This is a genomic window from Halobacteriovorax sp. HFRX-2_2 (assembly GCF_043196705.1).
In the GTDB taxonomy this organism is placed as follows: Bacteria; Bdellovibrionota; Bacteriovoracia; order Bacteriovoracales; family Bacteriovoracaceae; genus Halobacteriovorax_A.
The window spans coordinates 1,047,265-1,068,683 of sequence record NZ_JBEBMT010000001.1 but is presented as its reverse complement, the minus strand read 5'-3'; the positions used below and the strand labels follow the sequence as shown (position 1 = coordinate 1,068,683).

The 21,419-nt window shown below is 35.4% G+C and carries 22 protein-coding genes, 1 tRNA gene and 2 pseudogenes; 10 read left to right on the top strand and 15 right to left on the bottom strand.

Annotated features, from left to right (window positions below):
• A partial coding sequence (locus tag ABMA79_RS05120; RefSeq protein WP_393090798.1) for a hypothetical protein occupies nucleotides 1–492 on the bottom strand: 492 nt, incomplete at its 3' end.
• Between the two features lie 188 nt (nucleotides 493–680).
• On the opposite strand from ABMA79_RS05120, the gene ABMA79_RS05115 reads away from it, so the two are divergent.
• A complete protein-coding gene (locus ABMA79_RS05115; RefSeq protein ID WP_021266654.1) occupies nucleotides 681–1,406 on the top strand; it encodes a YebC/PmpR family DNA-binding transcriptional regulator in 726 nt (241 codons plus the stop codon).
• The gene (locus tag ABMA79_RS05110; protein ID WP_393090796.1) at nucleotides 1,407–1,811 is read left to right on the top strand and encodes a hypothetical protein; all 405 of its coding nucleotides are present in this window, start codon (nucleotides 1,407–1,409) and stop codon (nucleotides 1,809–1,811) included.
• A 49-nt stretch (nucleotides 1,812–1,860) separates the two neighbouring features.
• Here the strand turns inward: ABMA79_RS05110 and ABMA79_RS05105 are convergent, their stop codons facing one another.
• Nucleotides 1,861–2,694: a hypothetical protein gene (locus tag ABMA79_RS05105; protein ID WP_393090793.1), complete on the bottom strand. Its 834-nt coding sequence runs from the start codon at nucleotides 2,692–2,694 to the stop codon at nucleotides 1,861–1,863.
• A 17-nt stretch (nucleotides 2,695–2,711) separates the two neighbouring features.
• On the bottom strand, nucleotides 2,712–3,620 hold the full coding sequence (locus ABMA79_RS05100; protein ID WP_393090791.1) for a hypothetical protein: 909 nt from the start codon (nucleotides 3,618–3,620) through the stop codon (nucleotides 2,712–2,714).
• A gap of 168 nt (nucleotides 3,621–3,788) precedes the next feature.
• On the opposite strand from ABMA79_RS05100, the gene ABMA79_RS05095 reads away from it, so the two are divergent.
• Genes ABMA79_RS05095 through ABMA79_RS05085 form a run of 3 tightly spaced genes read left to right on the top strand, consistent with a single transcriptional unit; the run spans nucleotide 3,789 to nucleotide 7,302 of the window.
• Nucleotides 3,789–5,711 carry a hypothetical protein gene (locus tag ABMA79_RS05095; RefSeq protein ID WP_393090788.1) on the top strand — a complete coding sequence of 641 codons (1,923 nt, stop codon included), beginning with the start codon at nucleotides 3,789–3,791 and terminating at the stop codon, nucleotides 5,709–5,711.
• Nucleotides 5,711–6,811, top strand: a complete 1,101-nt coding sequence (locus ABMA79_RS05090) for a hypothetical protein (RefSeq protein ID WP_393090786.1) — start codon at nucleotides 5,711–5,713, stop codon at nucleotides 6,809–6,811. The genes ABMA79_RS05095 and ABMA79_RS05090 overlap by 1 nt, the downstream gene beginning before the upstream one ends.
• On the top strand, nucleotides 6,808–7,302 hold the full coding sequence (locus ABMA79_RS05085) for a hypothetical protein (protein ID WP_393090783.1): 495 nt from the start codon (nucleotides 6,808–6,810) through the stop codon (nucleotides 7,300–7,302). The genes ABMA79_RS05090 and ABMA79_RS05085 overlap by 4 nt, the downstream gene beginning before the upstream one ends.
• A gap of 3 nt (nucleotides 7,303–7,305) precedes the next feature.
• On the opposite strand, the gene ABMA79_RS05080 is transcribed toward ABMA79_RS05085, so the two are convergent.
• On the bottom strand, nucleotides 7,306–8,667 hold the full coding sequence (locus ABMA79_RS05080) for a sensor histidine kinase (protein ID WP_393090781.1): 1,362 nt from the start codon (nucleotides 8,665–8,667) through the stop codon (nucleotides 7,306–7,308).
• A gap of 230 nt (nucleotides 8,668–8,897) precedes the next feature.
• On the opposite strand from ABMA79_RS05080, the gene ABMA79_RS05075 reads away from it, so the two are divergent.
• The gene (locus tag ABMA79_RS05075) at nucleotides 8,898–9,398 is read left to right on the top strand and encodes a TlpA family protein disulfide reductase (RefSeq protein WP_393090778.1); all 501 of its coding nucleotides are present in this window, start codon (nucleotides 8,898–8,900) and stop codon (nucleotides 9,396–9,398) included.
• Between the two features lie 22 nt (nucleotides 9,399–9,420).
• Here ABMA79_RS05075 and ABMA79_RS05070 read toward each other — a convergent pair whose 3' ends face one another.
• Nucleotides 9,421–9,966, bottom strand: a complete 546-nt coding sequence (locus ABMA79_RS05070) for a TetR/AcrR family transcriptional regulator (protein ID WP_393090776.1) — start codon at nucleotides 9,964–9,966, stop codon at nucleotides 9,421–9,423.
• 808 nt (nucleotides 9,967–10,774) lie between these two features.
• Between ABMA79_RS05070 and ABMA79_RS05065 the strand changes: the two genes are divergently transcribed.
• From ABMA79_RS05065 to ABMA79_RS05055, 3 genes are all read left to right on the top strand, one after another.
• Nucleotides 10,775–11,338: a hypothetical protein gene (locus ABMA79_RS05065; protein WP_393090773.1), complete on the top strand. Its 564-nt coding sequence runs from the start codon at nucleotides 10,775–10,777 to the stop codon at nucleotides 11,336–11,338.
• An 8-nt stretch (nucleotides 11,339–11,346) separates the two neighbouring features.
• Entirely contained in the window at nucleotides 11,347–12,453 is a 1,107-nt protein-coding gene (locus tag ABMA79_RS05060; RefSeq protein WP_393090770.1) for a hypothetical protein, read from the top strand.
• A 174-nt stretch (nucleotides 12,454–12,627) separates the two neighbouring features.
• Nucleotides 12,628–13,422: a hypothetical protein gene (locus ABMA79_RS05055; protein ID WP_393090768.1), complete on the top strand. Its 795-nt coding sequence runs from the start codon at nucleotides 12,628–12,630 to the stop codon at nucleotides 13,420–13,422.
• 41 nt (nucleotides 13,423–13,463) lie between these two features.
• On the opposite strand, the gene ABMA79_RS05050 is transcribed toward ABMA79_RS05055, so the two are convergent.
• From ABMA79_RS05050 to ABMA79_RS05005, 10 genes and pseudogenes are all read right to left on the bottom strand, one after another.
• Nucleotides 13,464–13,865, bottom strand: a complete 402-nt coding sequence (locus ABMA79_RS05050) for a c-type cytochrome (protein ID WP_393055896.1) — start codon at nucleotides 13,863–13,865, stop codon at nucleotides 13,464–13,466.
• A gap of 9 nt (nucleotides 13,866–13,874) precedes the next feature.
• On the bottom strand, nucleotides 13,875–14,324 hold the full coding sequence (locus ABMA79_RS05045; protein WP_392860951.1) for a universal stress protein: 450 nt from the start codon (nucleotides 14,322–14,324) through the stop codon (nucleotides 13,875–13,877).
• 88 nt (nucleotides 14,325–14,412) lie between these two features.
• Nucleotides 14,413–15,087 (bottom strand): DUF2459 domain-containing protein, encoded by a 675-nt coding sequence (locus ABMA79_RS05040; RefSeq protein WP_393090766.1) that lies wholly within the window; start codon nucleotides 15,085–15,087, stop codon nucleotides 14,413–14,415.
• A 44-nt stretch (nucleotides 15,088–15,131) separates the two neighbouring features.
• Nucleotides 15,132–15,656 (bottom strand): hypothetical protein, encoded by a 525-nt coding sequence (locus tag ABMA79_RS05035; protein WP_393090763.1) that lies wholly within the window; start codon nucleotides 15,654–15,656, stop codon nucleotides 15,132–15,134.
• Nucleotides 15,657–15,846: 190 nt separating this feature from the next.
• A complete protein-coding gene (locus ABMA79_RS05030; protein WP_393090760.1) occupies nucleotides 15,847–17,028 on the bottom strand; it encodes a hypothetical protein in 1,182 nt (393 codons plus the stop codon).
• Between the two features lie 133 nt (nucleotides 17,029–17,161).
• A pseudogene (locus ABMA79_RS05025) lies at nucleotides 17,162–17,209 on the bottom strand (hypothetical protein); the annotation flags it as partial.
• 151 nt (nucleotides 17,210–17,360) lie between these two features.
• Nucleotides 17,361–17,498, bottom strand: a pseudogene (locus ABMA79_RS05020) (VOC family protein); the annotation flags it as partial.
• 18 nt (nucleotides 17,499–17,516) lie between these two features.
• The gene (locus tag ABMA79_RS05015; protein WP_393090757.1) at nucleotides 17,517–18,635 is read right to left on the bottom strand and encodes a Fic family protein; all 1,119 of its coding nucleotides are present in this window, start codon (nucleotides 18,633–18,635) and stop codon (nucleotides 17,517–17,519) included.
• 276 nt (nucleotides 18,636–18,911) lie between these two features.
• Nucleotides 18,912–18,988, bottom strand: a tRNA-Cys gene (locus ABMA79_RS05010).
• Between the two features lie 130 nt (nucleotides 18,989–19,118).
• A complete protein-coding gene (locus tag ABMA79_RS05005) occupies nucleotides 19,119–19,424 on the bottom strand; it encodes an HU family DNA-binding protein (protein WP_021266755.1) in 306 nt (101 codons plus the stop codon).
• A gap of 283 nt (nucleotides 19,425–19,707) precedes the next feature.
• Here ABMA79_RS05005 and ABMA79_RS05000 point away from each other — a divergent pair, with 283 nt between their 5' ends.
• Nucleotides 19,708–21,417, top strand: coding sequence for a hypothetical protein (locus ABMA79_RS05000; RefSeq protein WP_393090756.1), 1,710 nt, complete (start codon nucleotides 19,708–19,710; stop codon nucleotides 21,415–21,417).
• Nucleotides 21,418–21,419 lie beyond the last annotated feature (2 nt).

Sequence of the window (21,419 nt, the reverse complement as noted above, 5' to 3'; positions counted from 1 at the left end):
ATCAACTTCGTATTCTTGTGGAATTAACTCGTCTAGAGCATGAGTTGCTTCATGAACAAAGAAGTGCGCTACAAGGCCCAGCTCATCTTCAAGGCCAATGTAAATTGTTGGAGTCTCCATTGTGAAATCAAAGAGTGCTGAAGTTCTTTGAGATAGTCCTCGACGTTGCCTTTCAAATTGCGAGAGATTTTTGATCTTTAGCTCACCTCTTTCAAAAAGAGGCTTGATCTTATTGATAACATCCTTGCCCTTACTAGTCGTCGACACTAATGCGAACAAATCATCTAGTTGGTAATTTGTTTTATTTAAGTCGAAATTACGGTCTCCACGACTGATGGTACACTTTGTAACCTCTTGCTTTTGATTTTGAGAACGATGGCGATATGTAGGATTATGATCGATATCAGGGCCAAATCCCCCCATGCCTCCTAGGCCCCCAAACGAAGCAAAGAGATTCAAATTGATAAGTGTTAATGCAAAGTATTTACCCATAATATTCTTCCTTTGAGCACAGATTAACACCTAAAAAACACAGAGTGTCATATTTTGAATATACTTCATTGCTGACTATTACTTATACATATTTCAGATACTTAGCTTAAATAAACAGGCCTAAAACTAGACGAATTATGATGATTTGACTAAAACTATAGAGTAATAATTTAACGTAAGAGAGATTTATGGGAAGAAAATCAGCAAAAATTGCGGCCAAAAAAGGCGCAGCAGACAAGGCCCGTGGACAAGTATTCACGAGAGCACTAAAAGATGTATTCTTAGCTTCTAAAAGTGGAAGTGGCGATCCAGAAACAAACTTTCTTCTAAAGGTTGCGATTGATCGTTGTAAGAAGTTTAACGTTCCAAAAGACAATATCGACCGTGCGATCAAAAAAGGTCAAGGTGGAGATGGTGTCGGTTATACAGATATTAATTATGAAGGCTATGGCCCTGGTGGCGTTGCCGTATTCGTTGAAGCTTCAACAGATAATAATACAAGAACAGTAGCAAGTGTAAGAAGTTACTTCAATAAAGTTCAAGGATCACTTGGGCAAACTGGATCACTAGAGTTCGTTTTCAAAAGAGAAGCAAATTTCTTAGTTAATGAAGAAAATGTATCTGACCACGATGAATTTGAACTCGAAGTAATCGATGCTGGAGCAGAAGATATTACACTTGAAGATGGTGTATTTGAGATTATTGCACCAGTAGAGTCATTCGGAGATATCCAAAAGAAACTTCAAGAGATTGGAATCACACCTGAAGAAGCAAGGCTTGAGAGAGTTCCACTTAATCACAAAGCAATTGATGATGAAGACACATTAAAGCAATTTGAAAGGTTAATTGATCTACTTGAAGAAGATGACGATGTTGTTACTGTTTATCACAATCTAGAAGAAAGCGAGGAATAGATGAAGTATTTAGTTATAACACTCGTCGCACTAATGGCCAATGCTGGCGACTTCAAGGTTGAAAAAGATCTTGCAAAGAACTTATTTCTTTCTCTTGAGTTAACTGTAACACCTGATTGTAGTGGGAAAAAGTGTCTTATCGAGCTTGACCAAATCCTATGTACGGACATATTCAAAAGAACGAAGTGTACAGTTGGTGCATTTTCAAATGGTGATATTCTTGTAAAAACAGTAAAAGGAAATGAGGCCCAAGATATTTTTGATGCCTTATATGATATCAATGAAGCGACTTGTTCTTCGGATAGAAAAACTTGTGGAACTCACTTCTACAATGTAACTTGTGAAGAAAAATCAAGATTAGTTTTCAAATCATATAAATGTCGTTTAAGTGACCTTAGAAAGTAGAATATAGAAGGGATCCATAGGATCCCTTTTTTTATCAATGAAAATGTCACTAGAATCTAATTCCGGCCCCAATATAGAAATTATATCCACTTTGATCAATTTGTTGGGAAACGCCACTTTCATGTGACATCGGAGCGAGGACATAATCTCTTTGCTCAACACCTATTTGAAGAAAGAAATTATCCCAGAAGACGGCCTTGGCCTCAAGTGAGACACCATAAGAGTAACCACCAATATCATTAAAGTGGTTCTCTTCGTATTTTTCACCATTATAATATGTCTTCGTATCTGAATAGACGTGCACAAGTCCGACACTGGCCCCAGGGCTTATTTCAAAACGAAAGCTAGGTGTATCAACTAAACGAATCGCATATTTCATCCCAAGCTGAATATCATTTAATATTGTTACATTCTTTGCTTCATAGACATCATAGCGGTCATCTTCTAAAAGGCCACCTTCTGTTACGCCAACATGTCGACCAGACATATTATAGCGGCGGTAAGTATCAGCTAATTCAATACTAAAATTTTGTGTAACTAAGTATTCAATTGTGACTTTATGGCCTTCTTTAAATTTTAAGTTCTCTTCAAGGTAATGATTAAAGTCTTCATCATAAACGTCATAGACGGATTCACCATCTCGCGAAACATTATACGAGGTGTCCATTTCAGATCGATTGAGCTGTGAATAAGAAATAACAAATCGTTTTCGAATACCATCCAGTAATGACTCTTCATCTAGTTCAAGCTCTTTAATATCAATTGGCTTAAAGACAGCATCGCTATCCCCTACGATTTCATTTAAGTGAGCATGATTGATATTTAGGTTTTCCCCAAAAACATAAGAGCTAAATAATAAAACTGATAATAATACTTTCTTCATATATGGCCTATTTTAAATTAGTAAAATTCTGGAAGATCTAATTCTTCTTCTACATATTCATCATATTCTTGATCACCTTTCTTCGTATCAACTTCATACGACTTCCCAAAGAAGAATTCCTCCATATCAAAATGGTATTGGTAAGTTAACATGAATTGAGTCTCATCAACTTGGCGATTTCCCTTTCCATAATTTTCATCAAATTCATTGCGCTTAACTTTAAATCCAAAGGTATGCTTTGATTTCTCACTTGGCCTGTACTCAATACCGGCACCATATTCATTTCTTTGATAGGTATAACTAAATTTCTTATCTTCTGTTTTAAAGCTTCTTTCATCACCTTGCTTATAGTAGCCATAGGCCCTAGCACGCCCATCTCCTATTTTAAAGTGGATCTCCCCTGTTGCTTCTATATCTAAGTTAATTGAGTCTTGATTATACATTCGCTTATAAGAGCGTCCCAGGTTGCGCTCATCTTCTTCGTTAAACTGATGAATACTCCATGTATCACTGGCCTTAGCAACACCAGAGAGAATAATCGTTGCGCCATCATCGAGAACAAAAGCTTTTCTGATAACTAAGTGAGCATATTGAATACTGCCATGTTGACCGATCGATTGATGAAGTTTCTCATACCTCGCCCCTAAGGCCCTTAGAGCAATCTCAACTCCACCAAACTCTTCTCTTTGATATCTTTTCTCAAACTGCATCCAGTCCAATTCGGAGAGCTCTAACTCCCCATTACTATCGGCCCTAAAAGTAAGAGTAACAGGGCCTTCATCTAGACTTGCGTCTTTATACCAATTACCAAGATTTGTTTTCACTCCGGCCTCAACGCCGTATAAATCATTGGCCACAACAGAGGTTGTGCTTGAGCATAGAAATAGCGTACTTATAATCGTTAAGTTTCTTAGAGATTTCATCATATATTTAACTAAGCAAATAAAGTGCCAATAAATCATGCATATTTAACGTTATTTCTTCTAAAAACTGACTAAAGTCTAGACAAGGGGATTGTTATTTAAACAATTCAACTAGTAACTAACTCAATTTCAAAGGGAAATAATGGCATATACTTTGCTCTCTATATAGCTATGTCTAGAAGTATATATAGAGCAATATTAACGACATTGATGGGCCTATCACTTGTTACACAAGCAGACCCCTATACTGAAATCTTACTTGGTAAAGATGTCGATAATTTATCGATCTACGAATACTATAAAAGGCATCACATCCAAGATAAGGAATCTCTTGTTGTTATTGGCTCACACTATATCGATAGTGACATGCCTATTGCAGGAACTGGTTTTACGGTACAAAGTGAAGGCCAAAAGTTCATCATCACAAATTCTCACTTAGTAGATGGTGATAATAAGTTTTTCATCTACCGTGGGGAGCTACACCCTATTGAAGAAAATAAAACCCTCTCTTGTGCCAACCATGATATTGCCATCATAGAAGTCAACAATACAATACAAGAGACCTTTGGTATTTATAACTCAAAGAATAATAGTCTTTATACTCATGGAATGAATAACTCTCCAAGGAGTCTAATTAAAGACGAGTTTACTTTTGGAGAAAAGAAATCAACAAATTATAATAATAGGCCACTGTTTGAAAATTTAAAGACTGGTGAAACACTTTCATATGTACAAATTGGTAATATGTACGACCTTTCTTGTAATTTTTATCCAAGCTCTCCTGAGCCTTATAAAGGTAACGCACTATTTGTTCCCATTTCTGAAGCAATTAAGGCCATAACGACAGAACCAGTTCCTTACAAGCAAAATCATCACAATCAAATTGGTACAATGAACTCAATTATGGATTTGATCTCTCACAATAAGTGTACAATTAACTTAGACTCAAAAGAAAAGGATCATGAAAAGAGTCGTCAATCATTCATCAGTCATTCGATTATAACTCCATCAAGTATCGTTCCAGGTATGAGTGGTTCTCCTCTATTACAAAATAATGATTTAAATCAAAGTAAATATGAAATCGTTGGTATTGCAACTTCCTATGATCGTATCATGCAAAAATCAATTTTTTCTTCTCATTCAAATATCAAAGAGTGTCTTAATAACTATATTCAAGGTAAGCGTGGCCACTTAGATAATGTTCGATTTAAGTACTCAAAAGACTATCAATCAACTTATCGACAAAAATCGTCACAAAACCTCATCGAAGAAATACCAAATTCACATGGTAAGGCAAATGGGGACTTAACAGATTCTCAAATTAAGGAACTCTATGACCTATACCTAACGAAGAAAGAAATAAAGATAGATAATGATAACAAACTCAATCTTAAGACAATTGAAGTCATAAAAAGCTTCAAGAATGACAGCAAAGATCAAACCATCATCAGAGGTGGAAACGGATATGGAAATGGAGGAGGCCCAATTGCGACAAGCTCTATAAATTTTAGAGAAAGAATAAATATCCCAACAGGAATTGCAATCAACAAAAAGCTTGTTATCGGCTTCAAATGTCAGGGGCAATCAGACAAGGAAGCTCATGATTATATTTTTGCAAATTGGGAAGGTCTCTCTTATAGCGAAATTAACCAATGTGAAGAAATAGATAAGAATGACTCTATCGACACGGTTTCTCTCTTAAAGAAAAGATTAAAAAGTAGCAAGAATAGCAACAAAGCTGAAAACACGGAAGAGACCTTCTCAATAAGATCATCTCTTAAAATTAAAAAAGATACGATTCTACTTACTTTTAAGGGGAAATATCATAAGAAGAAATTTCGAAAGACTGTTAAAATTAATAATGCGCTCCAAGACTTTAGTCCAAGGTTAGAAATAAGGCTCGATGATCAGTATTCGATCATTGCAGATATAAAGGAATTATTCTTCACAGATATGTTAAGTATTTCAAGACGTAGTAGAAACCAAAGACTTGCTGATGCTATACATAGAGACTCTAAGGCCAGAGTATTCTATAGTCTGAAAAAAACAGATAGTACAAAAGGAAGCATTCCACTTATAAATACTTGGGACTAATGAGAAACTTGATAAAGCCTTCACATTTGATTGACGCCGACATCGGCCAGTTAACAAAGCTTTTCTTTGAAGTTGAATACCAGAGTGAAGACTTCAACTATATTCAGATCATGATGGCATACTACCTTAATGACTTAGCAAAGCTTAAGCGTATGCAAGATACACTTACAAAGGATTCGTTCTTCGATGTATTCTTGAAGGCCCGCATCGCAATATTAGAGAACAGATCATATCAAATTAAGAGCATCAATAACTTTAGAGACTCACCTTATCTAGGTGACCTCTTTTTTGCAATGGCACTTATCGCTGCTCAAAAAGAGGATCATTTAGCAGTCAAAGATAATTTTCTCATGGCCCATCATTCATATATGAAAATTGGAGCACAAAAGAAGGCCCTAAATGCACAAATGAATACCATTACAGCAGAAGGAAATATCGATATACGAAAGCGACTACTTTCAAATTATATTGAAGCTCTTGATATACTGATAAAGAGAGGGTCGTTCACAAGTGCTGCAAATATCTGTGTTAATATTGCAGATGAATTTCATAAAGTAGGTGCACAACGAAGCGCTTTTCGCTACCTCGAAAAAGCTCTTAAGCTTCTTGAGGATCAAAATAATACACTTCAATATGCTCAGGCCCTGACTCACCTTTGTGAGACTCAATTCTGTCTTAACCAGAAATTTAATGCAATGAAGACGCTTGAAGAGCTTCATCGTTATGAATTTAAAGAAATAAAAGAATCGACTAAAGCAATTGAAAACCTCTACCTCAATGGTAAGAATAAAATAAATAATGACTCTCTAACAACGGCCTGGAGAATCAGACTAAACAGGACGACAGCAGTGAATCTATTAGGAGAGATAAGCGATCAACTTATCCTCCTCCTTGCACATAGGCCTTATCACTTTAGCGAACTTATTGATGAATTGTATCCAAGTATAGATGAAATCGATGCAAAGAATCGCTTAACAACACTAATTTCAAGAATTAATAAAAAAGATGATGGATTAATTCAATTTGATCAAGAGGCGCAAACATATACCCTATCTAATAATGAAAAGATAGAGTTTGCCAGTAAGGAGTCAATCAAGTGATAAAGGCCCTTTTAAAAGAAGTAGATAAGGATCTATTAGAACACATTGATATAGAGAGTCTGTCACAAGAGCAACTAAAGACTACTCATGACCTATTAAAAGGTGAGAAGAATAATTTATTAAATCGTACGCTTTTCTATCTTCTTTCAGAGAAACTTTATCGTGAGGACTACTCGAAAATAATAGAAGCAGATGTGAATTCTTCAATGAAGGACCCCTTTTATAATTTCGTTTCAGAGTTAATTCAGAAAAAACCTAACCAGGGCCCGTCAAAAATAAAGGGAAAACTTAGTAAGAAAGAAAGTATACTTTTTAATGCTCTAGAAGAAGCAAGATTTAACAGACAAGAGCTTATTTTAATGATCTATGGAGAGGATTGCGACTATCTCAAGGCAGAAACAAGCTTTAAATCACTTCTTTACCGATTTAAAAAGAAGATAGATGGCGAAATAACTATTTCACCAGATGGAATCTATTCAATATCAATCTAGAAACTAATGTAGCAGATTATTTGACGTATCTTTTGTCACTAAATCATGATTAGAATTAACAACAGTAGTAGGAATAACAATTTTAAAAGTTGTGCCTTCATTTGAAGTAGTAAAGTCAATTGTTCCACCTAAGTAATCCACAGACTTTTTAACGATGTACATTCCAATTCCAGTACCAATTGACTTGTCTTCATTAAAGCGCACAAATTGCTCATAAACTTCAGACTTATCATTGCATGGAATCCCTACCCCATTGTCAGCAACCTTTATGTAGAGATTATTATAGTCATCATGCATTTCAACATTAACAAATGGCGCACTCTTATTAACATCATAGTATTTAACAGCATTAACTATAATATTACTTAAGATCTGAAAGACCCTTACTCTCTGAGAAGAGTGTCCACGTGAGAGATCAACATCGGTAGAGAATTTGATATTATTTTTCTCAATTAAGTACTCATTTGAAATAACAATATCTGAAATCATTGTTTCAAAATCAAGTTCTTCATCTTTATGGGTAGAGACATCTAATCTTGCTAAATCTAAAAGGCTTGAAATGAGCTCGGCCAAATGCATGACTCGACTTCTAATCTTTTCGACTTTTATTTTTATCTCATCTTCATTAAATCGCTTTGTTTCGATATTTCTAATGATCAAGTCACATAAAATGCTAATTGTTGTTAATGGAGACCTTAAGTCATGTGATGTACGATAAGAAAATTGCAGAAGCTCTTCATTTGTTTGGGAGAGCTTTTTATTTGTACGATCAAGAACTAATAAATCAAAATAGTACATGGCCGCCATCGCCAAAATAAGCAGAACAATTGCAATAACACCAAAGCGGGAAATATTCTTAGAAATTTCATTTAATTGAGCTTCTTTATTCTCTAATATTCTAATAACTTCTTTAGCTGCAAGGTCTGCCTGGGTATCATCAACTCTTACTAAATTATCTCTTTGTTCGGCCGTAAGAGAAGCATCAAGGTTTTTTAATATCTCTAAATTATCTCGATATTCCTTGGCCGTTGAAAATAGATTATCAAGAGAGTTTAATTCCTCTTGTGATAGGTTATATTCTTTGGAGCGATTGTATGCGATTTCAATCTCATTGAACTTTGAGACGGCCTTTTTATAGTAGCTCTCATCATATCTAACGACATAATTTTTAAAATTATGAATTAAACCGTTATAACCAAAATTTCCAACAACAGACACAAAGAGATCAATGCGTTGATTTAACTCAACGACGGCCTTGCGATTCTTACTAGAGAAGTAATAAGCACAACTAATACTAAGAAGTATAAAGGCCAAAACAGATGCCAGGAATAACTTCTTCTTAAAAATATTAGTGTTTATCAACAATTCAACGACCTTAAAAAAAACAATCGTATAAATGATAGTTTAAGAATTAAGTGCTGTAAAATAAATCACATGAATTTGAAATATCAAACAAAAGATTATTAGGAGGAATTTTTGTTAGCACTATATGAGGATTAACTAGTGATTCTTCACTGACTTACTAAAGTTTTTATCTTTACGATACTGGATGACTATTTTGCGCTTCAGCCGTCTAATGATAAAATTAATAGCATATGAAAAAATATCTCTCTTTACAAAATTTAGCACTCATAATTGCATTAACTCTATTTGCCTTTAAGCAAGGCCCTAGTATCGCAAATAGCTTCAGACTAAAAGAAAAGAATATTTCAAAAAGACCTGTCAAAACAATTGAAGCTAACCCTAAGAGCATACAATTCCCACCAGACAAGAAGGTAGTTACATTCTTTTGGATGACAACATGTACTCCTTGTAAAATTGAAATGCTACGATTAAAGAAGTCAGTTGAAAGTGGAAAAATATCCAAAGGCTCAATCTATGCCGTCAATCCCTTTGAAAGCACTGCCCAGATAAAAAAGTTTCTAAGGAAAAACCCATACCCTTTTACTTTTGTAGAAGATAATGATTTGGGCTACGACTTAGGTATTCAGGTTACACCAACAACTATCTTCTTAGATAAAGGAGTCGTTAAATCTTTTACAACAGGAATTAGCTTTATGGGGATCTACAAAGCTGAGAGCTTTGTAGAAAAGTAGCTTATTACATTAATTTATAAGACTATTTGATGATATCCTCGATTGCAGATTTATATAGTGATTTATAATTCTTTCCAATGAACTCGGGTAAAAGAGACATCCCAATAGTAGTTGCAAAGATTTTGACCGCCTTGTCCTTTTCATTTGTGATACGATACTTACGTAATATGCTTTCAATCCAAGCCAAACGCTTAATATCTAGTTTTTTACAATATTTAAAAACTTCATCATCATTTCTTGCCCAATCTCTTATTGCTAGCTCAAGTCTAATTAACAAGGGAGGAACTTGACTATAAATCTCATGAAAAAAATCGCTAACTTTTCCATTACTAACTTCTGACAACTCAGAATAGTAGCTATTTAATAGCCTTTCAAACTCAAAATATAGCGCCAACTCATAATCTCTTTTAGATTTAAAGTACCAATAAAAACTCCCTTTTGAAGCGCCAATCTCTTTACAAAGATCAGAAATATTTAAAGCGAGGTAACCACTCTGGGCCAATATCCTCACGCCAATACCTATCCAATCGGATTGAGTGGCCTTGTAATTAGAATTTTTATTAACCATAAAACTTTCCTTGATGAGTCACTATACCCAATGGTACAGTGATTCATCAAGGATTAAATATGATTAAGAAATTTCATTATTATTCGGGTTCAATTATTTTTCTCTTTATCGTTTTACATCTGATAAATCACCTCGTCTCCTTGGTAGGAATAGACCATCATATCGCATTTATGAATTCAATAAGAGGCATCTATTATAATCCCATAATAGAAGTGTCACTTATCATAATGATTATTGGTCAAATCATGACAGGCCTTATTCTTGTCTACACAAAGAACAAAAAGATTTTAAACATATGGGATAAGTTACAAATAATATCAGGAATATATCTTGCACTATTTTTCGTTATCCACATTAGTGCAATATTAATTGGTCGCCATTTTCTGAAACTTGACACCAATATATACTTTGCCATGGCCGGTCTAAATACATACCCACACTCTTTATTTTTTGTTCCATATTATTTTTTTGCCATAATGTGTTTTTTTGTCCACCTTGCTACGATACATTACTCAAAAACGAGGGTGATTCTAGGCTTAACGAAGGCGAGTCAATCTAAAGTGATCATTCTAACTGGGTTTATTTTTTCGTCTCTAATAATTTATGGACTGACAGATGGACTTAAGGGAAAGGAATTTCCTAACGAATATAAAATACTCGTCAACAAATGAATAAGAACACATAAGCAATTGTAATTAAATAAAATTAGAAAAAAACACAATTGAGTTACACAACTTTACTTTGACAGACTGCTTAGAAATCCGTACTAAATAATTCTCCAAGCAAAACTTTTTTCTTGGAGAACCAAATGAAGAATTCCCTACTTCTACTTATTTCACTTGTATTTACATCTAACACATCATTCGCATCTTATGACGGATACGATGATTACTATGGCGAAGACATTAACACAGTTGTCGAAACGATAACTTCTTGTCACTACGGTAATTTCAACAAAAAACTTGTCGTTAAAAAAGTGTACTCAGATGTATCTGGAGAAGCTCTATTTAACGAAATTTCAATTGATGGTAAAGCACTTGAAAAAATTGACTACAAATTCGAAAGTAAGAACTTTGTCGATCCATTAACTAATCTAACAAAAACAGGATATCTTCTAGAACTAAGTCATCAGTCGGTCGACAATTCTTCGACACTGAGTCTAATTGCTTCAAGCTTAGATGCTCACCTCTACAACCCAGATTGGGAGAGCTATGACCTTAGAGGAACACTTAAAATCTCATCAATTTACAATAAAGAAACAACTTATGTTACTCGTTGTAGCATCGAATCAGAAGTTCGCTACGGGACACCAGAAGAAATTGACGTACTTTTTGAAAACTTTGATTACGATTCTTATAACGACAGAAGATAGTAATCACAATGCTTAAATATATCATTCTAACGATATTTATCACATCAATGTCGAGGGCCACGGTCCTCGACAAAGATGCCTTCCTCAACTGGGTCAAATCAAATGACTTTCAAACACTTACACAAGTTATTGAAAGTATCCCGGAGGAAGACTATCAAAATATGACATTGGCCTATAAGTCAGGGGCGCTTCTACCAGCAGCACCAAATAAGCTAAGGCCTGTGATTTGGAATGAGAAAAATTCATTTGTTATTACCTTTTCAACATTTGAAGCAGATCAACACGAAGAAGATTCAATTGAGGCCATCGCTTGGAATCAAGAAGAGCTTCGCTATGAGCTTCTCGTCCTTGATCTAGAGAATAAGAAATGGCTTATCAATCAAGCGAAGTGTCTAGAGTGTCACGGACAGCGCCCAAAGCCACTATGGGGAGAATATCCGACATGGAACGGTTTTATTGGCCAACGAAATGACTTAATGGATATTAGAGATCGTAAATATGTGAGTAACTTTTTAAAGAGTTCAGAATCTCGCGGCGAGGCAATAAGAAGAAAGATTAAACGCGAAGGTGCTCCATTCCCATTCAGAGTTGCCACGAAAGAATACTTTGACCACAGAGAACACTCGCAGGCCGACCACAGGCCAAATATGCGCCTTGGACAAGTATTTGCCAGACATCATGCCCTTTCTCTTTTTAATGATCTAAAAAAGGCCCTAACACAAGAAGAGCTTAAAAAGCTCTTTTCAATAATCCAATCCAAGAAATACTGGCTCAAAGACAAAAAGCTAGAGTTCTATTTTAACAAAGCAGGCCTTACTCTATCTGATCTGGACATTGCTCAAGTTGCTAATCAAGAAATAAAGACGACATGGGAGCATATCTATTTTGATGGAGATGCAGAGATTCTAGAGTACCTTACATGGCAATATTTAAATGATTCAAAAATGACCCTAGAAAATGAAGTTTCATTAGAGAAAAAGTATCCTTTTCACTTCCAAAATAATCTGGATGTAAAAGAGACAATCAGCCTATTCGATACAATTACTAAATGGATACAGCTTGATTTTGAAATGACAGACAGAAACAAGAAGAGAAAGCGCCATCGTGTTGAATAAGTTAATTGAAAGCAATGTGTTTTCATTAACTTAGCTCTTATCATCACCATTAAGTAAGAAATAAATTCACGATTTTCAAAAACGTCACCTCATGTAAATGAGATAAATTCTGATATCCATTACCTTGCCTCCATAACAAAAAACAAAATAAACAAATAAAAATGGAGATGAGAAATGAAAAAATTAGCACTTACTTTATCGCTACTACTGGCAACTCAAACTTTTGCCTTCAACTGTAAAAATGAACTAGCAAGAGATATTCAAATTAGAACTAAATCAACAAGCTATCTTCCATCAAAAATCCCTGGAGAGATGATTAAAGAATGTTTCTCAAAGCAGAAGAATTTAAAAGAGAATCTTATTTATTGTGGTTTTGCTGCCTATATCCCGGGAGCGATTATTGGAGTCTCACTAGGTGCTGGTTTACCAATTCTTGCACCAATTTTTGCAGGATTCGTTCTTGTGATGGAAAATGGAAATAAAGATAAGAATGGAATCTCAGGAATTGATCACAAGCGCCAACTTAAATTAAGTAAGCGTCTCTACAGTGTACTTTCAGGTAACACAAGAGACCTATGGTTAATTAAGAATTATCTTCCGGCCTATAAGCATGTTTCAAATGAAGACTTAATGTCTATTCTTACTAAGATGGATGAAGATGGAAGTCTTTGTAATGAGCAAGGTTTTCGTGATAGAGTTCACAAAATATCGGAAGCAGGACTTAGAGAACTTGAAAGAAAAAGTGTCGAGGTAGGAGTTAAGCTTAATTGGATGGATCTTCTAACAATTGATGGTGTTGATTCAGTTTTAACAAAAGAATACAAAGAATGGTTTTTATACCGTTACACTTACTTTGATTATACGACTTTTGGACAAGTAATCGATAAGAAGGAACTCAAAAAGGTACTAAAAGAAGAATTTAAGGCTCTAGGTTATCGTCCTAGACACCAAGGTCACTCAAATAGATAATTAAACTAATATATTGGCCCCTATTTAAACAGGGGCCTTTCTTATTTCTTAGCAAGCGAATAAATATAATTCTCAAGGTCTTTAATTTCATTTTCAGTTAAAACATTCTTCCATCCAGGCATCTTCTGTTTATAACTAGAAACCAGTAGGTAGAAATTAAAATTAGGGATTTCTTTAGATAATTCTTGAAGATCAACCTTATCAACACCCCTACCATTTTCACCGTGACACTGAGAACACTTATTCATATAAATACGCCTGCCTCTAAGAACTGATTCGGCACTATAAATACGTGTCACAGGAGTCTTATCTTCACTCTCGGCCACTGGAACAACTCCATGCCTCATGCTCTTATTCTCAAAATGCTGGCGAGATTCAGTGTTAACGCTTGAGCATGAAGAGTAAGCTAGAAATAGCGTAAAAAGTAATACCAAATTCCTCACAATCACCTCTTATTTAACTTCACGTAAGATCATAAGACGACAAGGGGCATGGCCCACCATATACTCGGCAAACGAACTTGAAAATAGCGCAGCTATTCCATGCTTACCTCTTGTTTCAATGATCATTTCATCAATTTTATTTTCTTCGGCATACTCTTTTAGAGCAACCTTTGCAGAACTAGCAAAGAGACATTTTCCAAATACCTTTCCCTTATAGTCTTCCGCGACGATTTCATTAGAAAGCCCCAATAAGAGATCTGAAACTGATTTTTCGATATCTCCCATTTGCCCTTCAAGCGGGTAAGAAGCGAAGTAGAAAGTATCTGCATAGACCTGAGTTTCAAATCCGTGCACGAGATGAACCTCATCCCAACGATTCCAGTCGAAATCTTTTAATTGATTCTTATAGGCATTGATAGACTCATCAGTTATATCAACACAAATCATTAGCTTACTCATGGAACCTCCTTATGTTCTTATATCGATATTATCTCTTTATACAATAGTACTCGAATATGACATAGGTCACATTATGAATAAGAAGATCTTAATCTTTATTAATAAACCTTGAAACTGAGTATTTAAACGGAGTAAATACGGATGTCTTAATCCCCGCCTCAAAGAGAACTCTGGCCGTCCACATATTACAAGTATTAAACATATGGTAGCTTCCATTAGCTTCATAAAAGCTATCCTTAACTTGGGTAGAATTATAGTATCCCTTTACTTGAATTTTTATAGGACGTGATTTTTCTAACTTAAAAGAATCTTCTATAAAATTTAATATAATATTCAATTGCATTGGCGAGACTTTAACATCAGATAGTTTATAAGCATTCTTCGGTAAATTTTGATATTGAGTCACGTGCATGACAGATGAGCTAGGGAGAAATAAAGACGTTGTAAAAATAGGAAGCGTAAGATCTTTCATTTCTGGCACATTCAAAAAGAATTCACGATCCCCCCACCCAAATTCAACATAATTAAAATTCAATCCTTCCTCTACTATAAATGACCTCAACTGCGGACTTATTAGATGCATAGGAAGTAGTATGCCAGTGTGTATTGCTCCCTCCACAATATAAATACGATGAACGGCTTCACCTTGAACATCTCTTTGATGACCAATATAGAAACCTGCCACTGTCATCGCTAAATAGATAACAACAAATAGAGCTGGCGGAATTAGCAAATAGAATGGCCACTTCGTTTTAATTCTCATAAGTCTCAATTCTGATTAAGTATTTTCGTCCAAATGAGTACTAGCTATACTTTTAAGTACTCAAAGAAGGTGACAATATTCTTTCTTCCTTTTCCGTAGTCAATCATAGTGGTCTTTAAGACAGGACGACTTGTGACAGAAACTCTAGTTAAGGATTCATCTTCTTTAGATAAGTGTACTGCCATATCTTCACCAAAACCACTCCAACTCATTGGTGTCTTTGCCACAATCTCTCCCTTGTATTTTTCAGAAGATATTATATTGGCCTTCATTCGCATTAATGATCTAAGAGCTTTTTCGAAAGCAATTTCATACTCTTCTTCAATGCATAAAGTTTCAGTTTGTATAGGACTGACGTGAGCATTTACATTCAATCCAAGTTTCTTAATTTGGCTGCGATGTCTCGTCCCCAGTATCAGTGACATAAAGAATCCATAAAAAAGTCCAGTCTCAACGCCAAGATATATACCGGCCTCAATTGAAAGACGCTCACTAATAATTGAAACCATCCCCATAATAATTCCAAACGGAATCCCTGTAATAAAAAATAATTTAATGTAAAGCTTCACTCTCATATACCTCTATACTACTTAGCAGGTTAATTGAAACATCGATATAAGAACTCAGTAAATTCACTGAACATCTGGTTCCAGGTGTCTTTTCGTTAACCATGCGTAAAGAAAAAGCACATGGAACGATTACTTATAACACTTACTTACTCCTACTCTCTAAGATGAAAAATAAGAAAATAATCAATTACTAATTTTTAAAATACCAATAAGAAATAAACACATCACTACCTTTTTCAACGATAGTATTTACTTCGAGTCCAGTATCAGAAGCATCAGCATATATCTTACTTAAGTCATATGGATGGACCTTCACTTCTTTATTTGATTTCACAACAACGAAGAGCAATGTTTTCTCTATCGTCTGATTAAGCTCTAACGGTATTGATATACCACGAGAGTCACCAGAATTTATTTTTTCATAGATGACCTTAGTACCCGACTTATAAGTAAAAGAACCTCCTTGGATAGCAGGAGCCGAATCCAAGGTGTAATACTTCAACGTTTCGCTGTAATCATTATTCTTAAATGTTAGCTTATGCAAATCAACAGCTTTGCCATTTTTGATCTGTACAAACTTCCCTTGCTGATCCTCACCATCGATAAATATAAAATAGGTTCCATCAAATAAGTTTCGAAGCTCACCATCACTAATTTTCTGAGAAACAGTTTTCCATCGTTCAATTTCTTCTTCAACAAAGCTAATGTAGGCATTCTTTCCTTCAAACTTTTTTGGCAGTTTGACTACTCCATCTCCCCTTATATAAGTCATATAAAGCTCGGACTTATAATCTCCTTCGCGGTAAACAAGCTTCACATTAGCTTTATCATAAAGATGATTTAGCTTTAAATTAATCTGATTACTTTGAATGCTAAAACCAGCATCACCTAGTATTTTTTCTTCTAGGTATACTTCTATCTTAGCTTTTGAGGTATCAAGCGGATATTTTAGCTCTATGCTTTCTTGAAATGACTGGTTATTAAAGTAAACTATATTTGGAATTTCTTTAAAACCATTTTTAAGATTTAAACCAACATGTTTTTTATAGAAAACATAAGTTTTGCTTAAAATTACTTTATCACCTGTTTGCTTGAATAGCTCTACAACATTTTTCTCTTTTAAGGTGCTGACATCAAAGCTAGGCCTCTTGACTCTTTTTTTGTTTATCTTCCAAATGGCAGTTGCACCATCAAAATAGCCGTCACCAATATACTCACATGTAACAACATCAATCGTGTCTTCTTCATTACACACGATATTAACAAGTTGGAAGTCACTTAGTTTAACGGCATCAATATCTTTATGATTTGACTTAAGGTCACTTGCTCTAAGCGAAGCACACAAGAATATAAGAAATAGATATAGTTTCATACGTGTACTCATCGTCATATTATGACATAGAAATAAATATATTCAGGAACTTATGAATAAATCAAGTTATGAAGTACAACTAACTGAAATGAATACTAAGCTTCTAACTACTGCAAAATTACGATTAGATGATTTATTCTTTCCAAGGAGCATTCTGAATGACAACACGATAACCATCTGGATCGACAAATGTTTTTCCTTTCGTATCCTATGCTTTTTATATGATTTAGTTTTTCTAAGTATTCATTTTCGTCTGGATAATAGAATACCAAAAGATCTTCATTCGTTGGAGTCGGTGTAATTGGTGAGTTATTATCCACTGTATATTCTATATGATAGTTTTCTTCAGGATAACCAAACATCATTCCATCGAAAGAATCATGATCACTAAAGCCTCCTAAAACTTCCATTCTAAGAGCATTCACATAGAACTCTTTTATAAGTGATAAGCTTTTAGAAGGGCGTGCAATTCTTATTTTTTAGTTTTTTCATTTTATAATTTCCCGATTGAGACGATAACTTGTCGAGCGACCAGCTCCATCATTTTTTAGAATTAGTCCTTTTTCCAGTAAATCTTTTAAGTCTCTCTTTGCACTTTCTGGACTCGTTTTTGCCATTGCGACATACTTCTTATTCGTAAGTCCGCCTTGAAAATCATCAGGAAGATTTTCGAGTAATTTCCTCATCACCTTAAGCTGTCTCTCATTCAAGCTTATATTATTAATCACATCATAGAACTTTGAAATTGAAAGTGATTTATTAATATTTGAAAGCGAAGTATTTATACTTTTGGTAATCGTCTCAAGAAACCATATTAACCAATTTGTTAAATCGCCATCACCTCGTTGTGTTTCTTCTAAAATTTCATAGTACTTTTTACGATCTAATCTTATTTGAGAAGACAAGCTGTAATAACGATTTTGAGATTGTTCATCCTGAGCGATGGCCATATCAGTTATGCATCTAGAAATACGGCCATTACCATCTTCAAAAGGGTGAATCGTAACAAACCAGAAGTGAGCAATCGCTGCTCTTATATAACCATCAAGAGAGAGACTCTCTTCACTGCTAAACCAGTTTAAAAACTTCTGAACTTCTTTATTAACTTGAGCTGAAGGAGGTGCCTCATAATGTATGACTTCACTACCCATGCGACCTGATATTACACGCATAGGATTCTTACTAATCCTATATTTTCCTATCTCTTCATTTGATATATTATTTCGTGCATTTAAAAACAAAAGTTTATGCCATTCAAAGAGCCTATTTTTAGTAAGAGGTGATCTGAAATTAGTTGTTGCTTCCATAAGCATTTCAACGATACCTTCAGTATGTCTTGAAGGAGCCGGAAGACCTGCACGTGTGAGTCCAAGTCTTTTGGCCACACTTGATCTAACATCATTAGGATCTAAAACTTCTCCTTCAATTGAGGATGTCTCAATAACTTCTGAAGCTAGGATTTCCCCTAGATTATTTAAGTTAATTGAACCGACAGCAGAAAGAAGTTGTTGCTGAGTCTGTCTTGCATTTTGAAGATATGGAGTAATCGTATTCACATCCCAATTGAAGTTAGGCCAATTCGAATGCTGCCAAATGTAATTTTCCATAGTTACCTCATTTCTGACCTGATTAAATACTTTATTCGGGTCAGATATGACCTGATTATAGCTTTTATTCGGGTCAGAAGCAAGATGTCTAGGATATAAAAGGACAGACCGGATTTGCCCGACTCCTCCCATCCTGGTCGTCGCTGGATAGTTCGGCATTAAATACCATCGTGGTATTTAACGCCTCCCAAACCGGGAGAATACATGTTTAAATCGAGCTTATCTTCAGGTTAAAAAAGAAAACCCAGGACAAGCCTGGGTTTTTCTTTTTGAATTTGGAGGACGAGACCGGATTTGAACCGGTGAAAAACAGTTTTGCAAACTGCCCTATTAGACCACTCTAGCACCCGTCCGCAGAATGATTTTAGATTTCCTATAATATGGATATTTTTTAATAAGTCAATTTAAATGCTTAAAAATATTGACCTGCCACTAATGCGGCAGGCCTATACTTAAGTATTAAAAAAACAGGATGCGTGGCCGTTAAGCTTCGCGGATAACGTACTTGTCTTTACCCTCATCAACCATTTCTCTTAGTTCTTTACCAACTTTGAAAAATGGAACCTTTTTTGGTGGTACTTTTACTACCTTACCAGTCTTTGGGTTACGACCTTCGTACGCTTTATAATTACGGTTTGCGAAAGATCCGAAACCTCTGATTTCGATTCTTTCATCATTGAATAAAGCATTGATCATGTCATCAAAACAAATATTAACAACAGTCTCGGCCTGCTTGTGCGTTACATTTGCTTGCTTTTCGATTGCTGCAATTAAATCTGCTTTTGTCATTTTAATCTCCTCTCGATATGAGAACTCTTTCGAGCACAAACTCAATCCTATGATTTTTAGTTACTTCACTTATCGTCCAAGTCGCTAAAAACATTAGGAATATTTATTGTGCCACAAAAACTTTACTATCATTATACACTAGATTTTATTTCCCAATAGTATAACTACTTAAAATTACGTTTATTTTCACACAATTTCAATGAAATGTAAGAAATTAACCTAAAATTAAAGAAGTCAACGAAAACTGGCGATTAAGTAAGTAGAAAATTAAGGAAATAGGCCAATGAAGGTAATATATTTAATTGTATTCTTATTTATCACATCTTCCTGTGTTCCACAGGTTGCGCGTCCAGATGGATTCTTTGACGACATCAATAATATCGATACTTGTGAAGATCTATTCTTTCTTCTAAACGAAGGAAATGTATGTGCAAGTTCATGTGGTGAAGGAGAAGTCGTTGCAGACGAAGCACAATTAGAAGAAATCCTGGCCGACGAAAGTCTTGATGACTTTACTCGTGAAAATATTGAGGCCTCTGCTGGTGTTTGTATCACAGCACCAGAAGTAATTGCCCGTCCAAGTGACTCTGTTTTTATTGATGACGATTTTTGTATTTGTAAGAATCAAAAAGTTGCCTCGGTAACAAGTGGTGCCTCTTGTGCAGCAACTTGCCAAGAGAAGACGGCCACTGTCGCTACCCTATATGGAACGGTAACTGTTGGGCCAAAAATTAAAGACGACGCTAACCTACAAAATCTTTTTGGTTTTTGTAATAACTCGATTGATAACGGTGCTCAAAACCCACCATCTTGTCAGTTAGTTGCCACAGATATCGATGGACGCCGCTATACGGCCGACCTTAAAACATATCAGGGAACAAATATTTTTGAAGCAAACCTTGAGGCCACAACAGTAAATTTTGGCGAAGCTTATACTTTCCATATTGAAGAAACTGGAAGTGGTGTTGAGAATGCAAAAAGTGATTACGAGCAGTTTAAGTTATTTGAGCCAGGTGATGATGACGAGTACGAAGGTAACCTTAAGATCAAGCTTATCTCACAATACACTTGTATGATTCGTGCGACGGCCACAAGCTCAAATTACGATCCAAGCGATCAGATCTATCTTGATACTGTGAGAAAGCACTTCTACATGCCTGTTGACTACCCGACTCCTTATCTTCCGCCGGGTGTTTCAGATACTATCTTTTGTCACGACTATATTAAGACAGGGCAAAATGATGATGCTCCACAATTTCCACGTCTAGAACTAGTGCCAGATCACTTCTCTTTATGGGATGTAAATGATGTGCGCTTTATTGCAGATGGTGAAAATCGCAAGGTTGATTTCCTTATTAAAGATCGAATGATTGAAATGGGGGCCAACGTAAGCGGGACAAAATCGTACTTTGCACCTCTTGAAACTTGTGTGGCACCGAATGTTAGCGTTGAGGACGGAGGCTTCCCAGAGGCCTGTTCAGGAGCTGAATCAGGGCTAATTCAATCAGGGCTTGCTATGATTCCATTCTTTACTGACAATAGTGGGCGCGCAATTTGTCCAGGCTACACTGAGTACAACTCATCTAATATTGAATTCAAGGCCCTTGGTGAGATTATTGGAACTCCAACAGAAGGCCTATACTTTGCCAAAGGTCCACGTGAAGTAATTGATCTTGGTGATGGAAATAAGCAAGAGATTAAGCCTGCTGATGTTATGTTTATTAGAGAAGGTCAGCTAAAGAAGATCTGGTTTCATTTAACAAATGATGGAATCCACTACAAACCAACGAGCGATACACAATCGCAACCAACATACTTCTATTGGCCAGCGGACGAAGATGCGCCATATGTACAAAAACGAGGGTACCAGAAGCTTTATCAAGTGATGCACTCAAGTGAGCTTGCAAGCAGTGGTTACACAACATCAATTCCTACAACAATCAAGCCTCTTGATCGTAAGATGGGTTGTATTCCTGTAACGAGTGGTAACTAAAG

Coding starts and splice junctions, on each gene's coding strand:
- ABMA79_RS05115 (WP_021266654.1), top strand. CDS start 681: ATGGGAAGAAAATCAGCAAAAATTGCGGCCAAAAAAGGCGCAGCAGAC.
- ABMA79_RS05110 (WP_393090796.1), top strand. CDS start 1,407: ATGAAGTATTTAGTTATAACACTCGTCGCACTAATGGCCAATGCTGGC.
- ABMA79_RS05105 (WP_393090793.1), bottom strand. CDS start 2,694: ATGAAGAAAGTATTATTATCAGTTTTATTATTTAGCTCTTATGTTTTT.
- ABMA79_RS05100 (WP_393090791.1), bottom strand. CDS start 3,620: ATGATGAAATCTCTAAGAAACTTAACGATTATAAGTACGCTATTTCTA.
- ABMA79_RS05095 (WP_393090788.1), top strand. CDS start 3,789: ATGTCTAGAAGTATATATAGAGCAATATTAACGACATTGATGGGCCTA.
- ABMA79_RS05090 (WP_393090786.1), top strand. CDS start 5,711: ATGAGAAACTTGATAAAGCCTTCACATTTGATTGACGCCGACATCGGC.
- ABMA79_RS05075 (WP_393090778.1), top strand. CDS start 8,898: ATGAAAAAATATCTCTCTTTACAAAATTTAGCACTCATAATTGCATTA.
- ABMA79_RS05070 (WP_393090776.1), bottom strand. CDS start 9,966: ATGGTTAATAAAAATTCTAATTACAAGGCCACTCAATCCGATTGGATA.
- ABMA79_RS05065 (WP_393090773.1), top strand. CDS start 10,775: ATGAAGAATTCCCTACTTCTACTTATTTCACTTGTATTTACATCTAAC.
- ABMA79_RS05060 (WP_393090770.1), top strand. CDS start 11,347: ATGCTTAAATATATCATTCTAACGATATTTATCACATCAATGTCGAGG.
- ABMA79_RS05055 (WP_393090768.1), top strand. CDS start 12,628: ATGAAAAAATTAGCACTTACTTTATCGCTACTACTGGCAACTCAAACT.
- ABMA79_RS05045 (WP_392860951.1), bottom strand. CDS start 14,324: ATGAGTAAGCTAATGATTTGTGTTGATATAACTGATGAGTCTATCAAT.
- ABMA79_RS05040 (WP_393090766.1), bottom strand. CDS start 15,087: ATGAGAATTAAAACGAAGTGGCCATTCTATTTGCTAATTCCGCCAGCT.
- ABMA79_RS05030 (WP_393090760.1), bottom strand. CDS start 17,028: ATGAAACTATATCTATTTCTTATATTCTTGTGTGCTTCGCTTAGAGCA.
- ABMA79_RS05015 (WP_393090757.1), bottom strand. CDS start 18,635: ATGGAAAATTACATTTGGCAGCATTCGAATTGGCCTAACTTCAATTGG.
- ABMA79_RS05005 (WP_021266755.1), bottom strand. CDS start 19,424: ATGACAAAAGCAGATTTAATTGCAGCAATCGAAAAGCAAGCAAATGTA.
- ABMA79_RS05000 (WP_393090756.1), top strand. CDS start 19,708: ATGAAGGTAATATATTTAATTGTATTCTTATTTATCACATCTTCCTGT.